At 34.3% G+C, this 4,034-nt stretch carries 4 protein-coding genes; 1 reads left to right on the forward strand and 3 read right to left on the reverse strand.

The annotated features are described in order from the left end of the window. Positions 1–353: 353 nt before the first annotated feature. Complete coding sequence (locus VJJ26_05625) at positions 354–950, reverse strand: hypothetical protein (protein HLC07629.1); 597 nt, start codon at positions 948–950, stop codon at positions 354–356. Next, a complete protein-coding gene (locus VJJ26_05630) occupies positions 947–2,818 on the reverse strand; it encodes a hypothetical protein (protein ID HLC07630.1) in 1,872 nt (623 codons plus the stop codon). The genes VJJ26_05625 and VJJ26_05630 overlap by 4 nt, the downstream gene beginning before the upstream one ends. Positions 2,819–3,158: 340 nt before the next feature. Between VJJ26_05630 and VJJ26_05635 the strand changes: the two genes are divergently transcribed. Next, positions 3,159–3,416, forward strand: a complete 258-nt coding sequence (locus VJJ26_05635; protein ID HLC07631.1) for a hypothetical protein — start codon at positions 3,159–3,161, stop codon at positions 3,414–3,416. Between the two features lie 351 nt (positions 3,417–3,767). Here the strand turns inward: VJJ26_05635 and VJJ26_05640 are convergent. After that, positions 3,768–4,034 (reverse strand): hypothetical protein (locus VJJ26_05640; GenBank protein ID HLC07632.1); only part of this gene is annotated, 267 nt, incomplete at its 5' end.

The following is a 4,034-nucleotide window of genomic DNA, read 5'->3' on the forward strand; positions in this document are numbered from 1 at the left end:
CAAACTTTTGGAATTTTATCGTGGTTTCGTGGTCTCAAATTTTGTTGGAACAAGCTAATTGAAGCAAGGACTTCCTTGCTTCAATTAGCTTGTTCTTATAGGCTTTTTAAGATGGCTGGAATTTTCGGATAAGCTCTAAGATATAGTTTTTTTATTTTGCTAAACACTAAAGAAGGGTGTGGATGAATATATCCATACCCTTCTTCTTGCTCTATTTATGAATTTCATCTGCCTTACAATAGTTTATTTATAAAAAGATTTAAAATCTTTCACAAACAACCCTGATTCTCTTATTTTTTGTAAAGTATCTTTGCATTCCAATCAATCTCACATGAAAATCAAATACAGCTTAATTAAACTGTTTCCATTGTCTGTAACAGAACATGGCACTCAGTTATCCATGACCGAACAAGTGATTCTTGTAACTCAACTAAAGTTATAGACCTATAGTCATTCATGTATTCATCAAAAGAAATATAATGCTCGTCTTCCTGAGGATCTGAAAACAACCAAGGATAGGTTGGGCTTATTTCGAGATATATTTTATTATTCACGTTATAAAGCCACGTTTGTATATTTTTTGAGGAAGACCACACCCAATATTGTGAAAAAATATCGTCCTTTTTTTCTGATTCATCGGATTCATCAGCGGTCATATATTTTTTTTTACTGAAAAAGCATCCAACCTTTCCAACAGCAAGAGATGCATCTAAAGGCAATTCATTCTTGAGAGCCATCTCTAAAGAAGCGCACAATGTTTCCACTACATACCGTGCGCTATCACTGATCAAAATAATCGCTTTACCATCATGCACATATTCCGCGTCAACTTCATCGAATATATGCAATCCGTTAGTTTCGTACCCATATGTATTTATTTTGTCTTGTTCATTGATTGCAATATGTATCTGCTGCGATTCTGAAATTTTAAATGCTATCAATGCTTTCATTTAATTTTTCCTCTTAGGGTAACTAGATTTGCATCTGTTAATACATTTTTCATTATTTGATTTAAATCACTCCATGCCCTTACATGACCATGAAATAACCTTGGTGCTGTTTGATCTAAAATTACAATTTCTCCATCACTTATACCTATCCGTCGTGAGGTGTTTTTACCAACAGAAATAGAACTATCTAAAGCACTTTGTCCATTTGAGGGAGCTTTACTTTTAACGGAATTACTAACTTTTGTATGATATGGAGCATCTTCATACTTACCGAATGGATGATCTTTATCATCATCATCTTTTTTATTATTGTTTTTATTAGGACCACCGGAAACAGCTATACTTGCTAATTTATTTTTAGCTTCAGCAATAGCCTGGGCATTAAAGTCCCTACGCGATTTTGCAAGCGTATTTTTTATTTCATTCTTAAGATCAATTATTAAAATACCTCGACAAACAAAGTGCTCTTCTATAGCAATAATATTCCTGCTAACGCGAGCTTTTTCTTTTGCCAACCATTGATCATATTCAGAAACTCTTGGCGCTATCTTCCCTAAAAGCTCAAAAACATTTGTACTTTGTTCCATGCACATAACGCTCCCGCAATGAGCATAATACTGAGTTACTATTTTTAATTCATTAAAATTTTTATTAAAATTGTTAAGCAAATGCTCTTCTAAAAGGGCTTCTTTATACAATTGTAATGCTATGGCATAAGTCATGTTGCTGCGATTATTATTCCATAAGGCTGCAGCATTACTTATGCGCTCCCTCGCTTGTGTATGTTCACCATGAGCAGTATCTACTTGTTTTATAAGTTCATCCACATGCAAAGCAAGAACGCTTTGCAGATCTATTATTTCTTGCTCACGGTGTTGCAAATCAATTTCTCGCAACACTCTCAGGTTTTCTTTTTGTTTATCAGATAACAATGCTTCATTTTTATCTGATATTTTCAAGAATTGATTGTAACAATAAGTATTAGCGGAATTATTTTTTTGTAAAAATTGATAGGTGAAACTTTCTGAATGAGAGTCACAAAAAGCTTTAATGTTTTCTAAGCCATTTTTGATAGAGAGAAATTCCTGTTTTAGTGTCTCTAAAGCGATTATTCTTTGAGTATAATAAGAACGCTCAGCAAGTACTAGATCGGCAGGTAATACAACTTTTTGATCGGAGGGTTGATATTGTTGCACATATTCCTGATAAGCCTTATGCGCAATAATAGATAAAGCAACAGCAGCGCCAACCGTTGCTGTAATAGGATTAATTACTATTACATGCCCCAAACATATACTAGAAGCAGACATGATAAGCGCTTCAGAATTATGTGCACATAATCCATTGGGTGCAATAGAAAAGGTATGATCCTTTACCGTAAGGTAATACAGCAATGCTTTTTTATGTATCAATTTTACCTGCATTACTCTATAAAACTCATCCTTATTATTTAACAGCTTTGCCTCTGTCCACATCCTTTTTGCAGAGAACCAGATAGATAAAGGATGTACGTAGTAGCGTTGATCACATCCGCTCTGAATAACGGTATTATCTACTACAAAACTTACATACTTATCTACATATTTTCGTGCTATGGCGACTATTTTTTTTGGTTGTCCCTTGAAATCGATAACAAGATCACCTTTAACAAGATTTTTAATTGGCTTATATCCGTATGGCGTTTGTACTAATGTATTACCACAAAAGCCCTCTTGATCATGACGTTGTTTACCAAAAAGCTCACAATAAGGAGGTGGTGATGGTAAAGTCAATAGAGGAGCAGGCATATTTTCAATAATACTTACCGTGTTGAACGTATAAAAAATAGCAAAAAACAATAAATAATTTAATCGAGCCAATCGCTTCATATACGTACTTTCTTAATTATGCGCTTTAACGTGCAAGCATTTTTTTAAGTCGTAGTATAACCTCTCATTGGCAAATAATATACTCATATATATTTACTTTTTATTGCATTATTACCAACATATGATATTATTCCACACAATAATCATAATGATAGCATCACATTTAAAAGGAAAAACCATGTACGCAATTTCCAACATTGATCATGATCTCACGCAGATCATAGATATCGTGGCGTACGGTTCCTTCTTGAGTTGCTAATCCAATCTTTTCATCATACTCACTGAGTACTTTTACGCCATATACAAAAAATATTTTTAAACTTTAGTACGAAAGTATTATATGGCTCGATTACGTCCAGCAAAGGCTATTAATGTGTTAGCTTTCGAAGAAAAAACACGTCTTACTAACTTCTTTATGCTCCTTGTTGAAATAGATTTGCGTTCTCCAAAAACCATAAAAACAAAAAGACGCACAAAAGCTAAAACAAAACACCGGCCCATAGAGAAAGACCCTTGTTATATTAAATGTCCCGCAATGAGTGATTCATCAAGAATCGCTCAGCGGGACTTTTTTTTACAAGCACTTAACTATTATTAAGATCGATTGTCAGTCTTTCTATATCTTTTTAATTTACAAGAAATTTCACCAGAAAGCGGAATACCTCTCCCCTAATACCATCAGGCAATAAGGCTAACAAGCGGAATATAAATGAATAAAACCACGATGGCTCGATCTGTTTTTACCTGCAAAAACCTGATCAATGATGTAGCGAGCTTCTTCGTCTCCCTTTAAAAAAGTTTATTTAACTGAGCAGAAAACCCTGGCTTTTTAAAGCCGGGGATGAATGCGAGTCATATGAGCAAGATTGAGGCAATAAGTCGAGATCTTGCGTAAATTTGATCTTGATTATTCCTTTTAAAAAGCGCCGGCCTTTAGGCCGGTCGAAATTTACTCTTTCAAATATTTATCAAAAAAATTAATCGTAACGTTTTTGGCTATGCTTTGCGCCTTTATTGCACGTATCGATGATGCATCAAGATCAACGGTAATATATTTTGATAGCACTTGAGTTAATATTGTTTGATGCAGTAGCAAGGGCAAATCAGTGAATGAGCCATGGCCTACATTATCAAGTTCAATAATTGTCATAACTGGTTGCGATGACTTGCACAATTGATTAAGTTTTTCACGTTCAATTTTTCCCTCAGTATCTGC

This window comes from Candidatus Babeliales bacterium (assembly GCA_035288105.1).
Taxonomy (GTDB): Bacteria; Babelota; Babeliae; order Babelales; family Vermiphilaceae; genus SOIL31.

Excerpts from the sequence above, each read along its gene's own strand:
- VJJ26_05625 (HLC07629.1), bottom strand. The coding sequence starts at position 950 with ATGAAAGCATTGATAGCATTTAAAATTTCAGAATCGCAGCAGATACAT.
- VJJ26_05630 (HLC07630.1), bottom strand. The coding sequence starts at position 2,818 with ATGAAGCGATTGGCTCGATTAAATTATTTATTGTTTTTTGCTATTTTT.
- VJJ26_05635 (HLC07631.1), top strand. The coding sequence starts at position 3,159 with ATGGCTCGATTACGTCCAGCAAAGGCTATTAATGTGTTAGCTTTCGAA.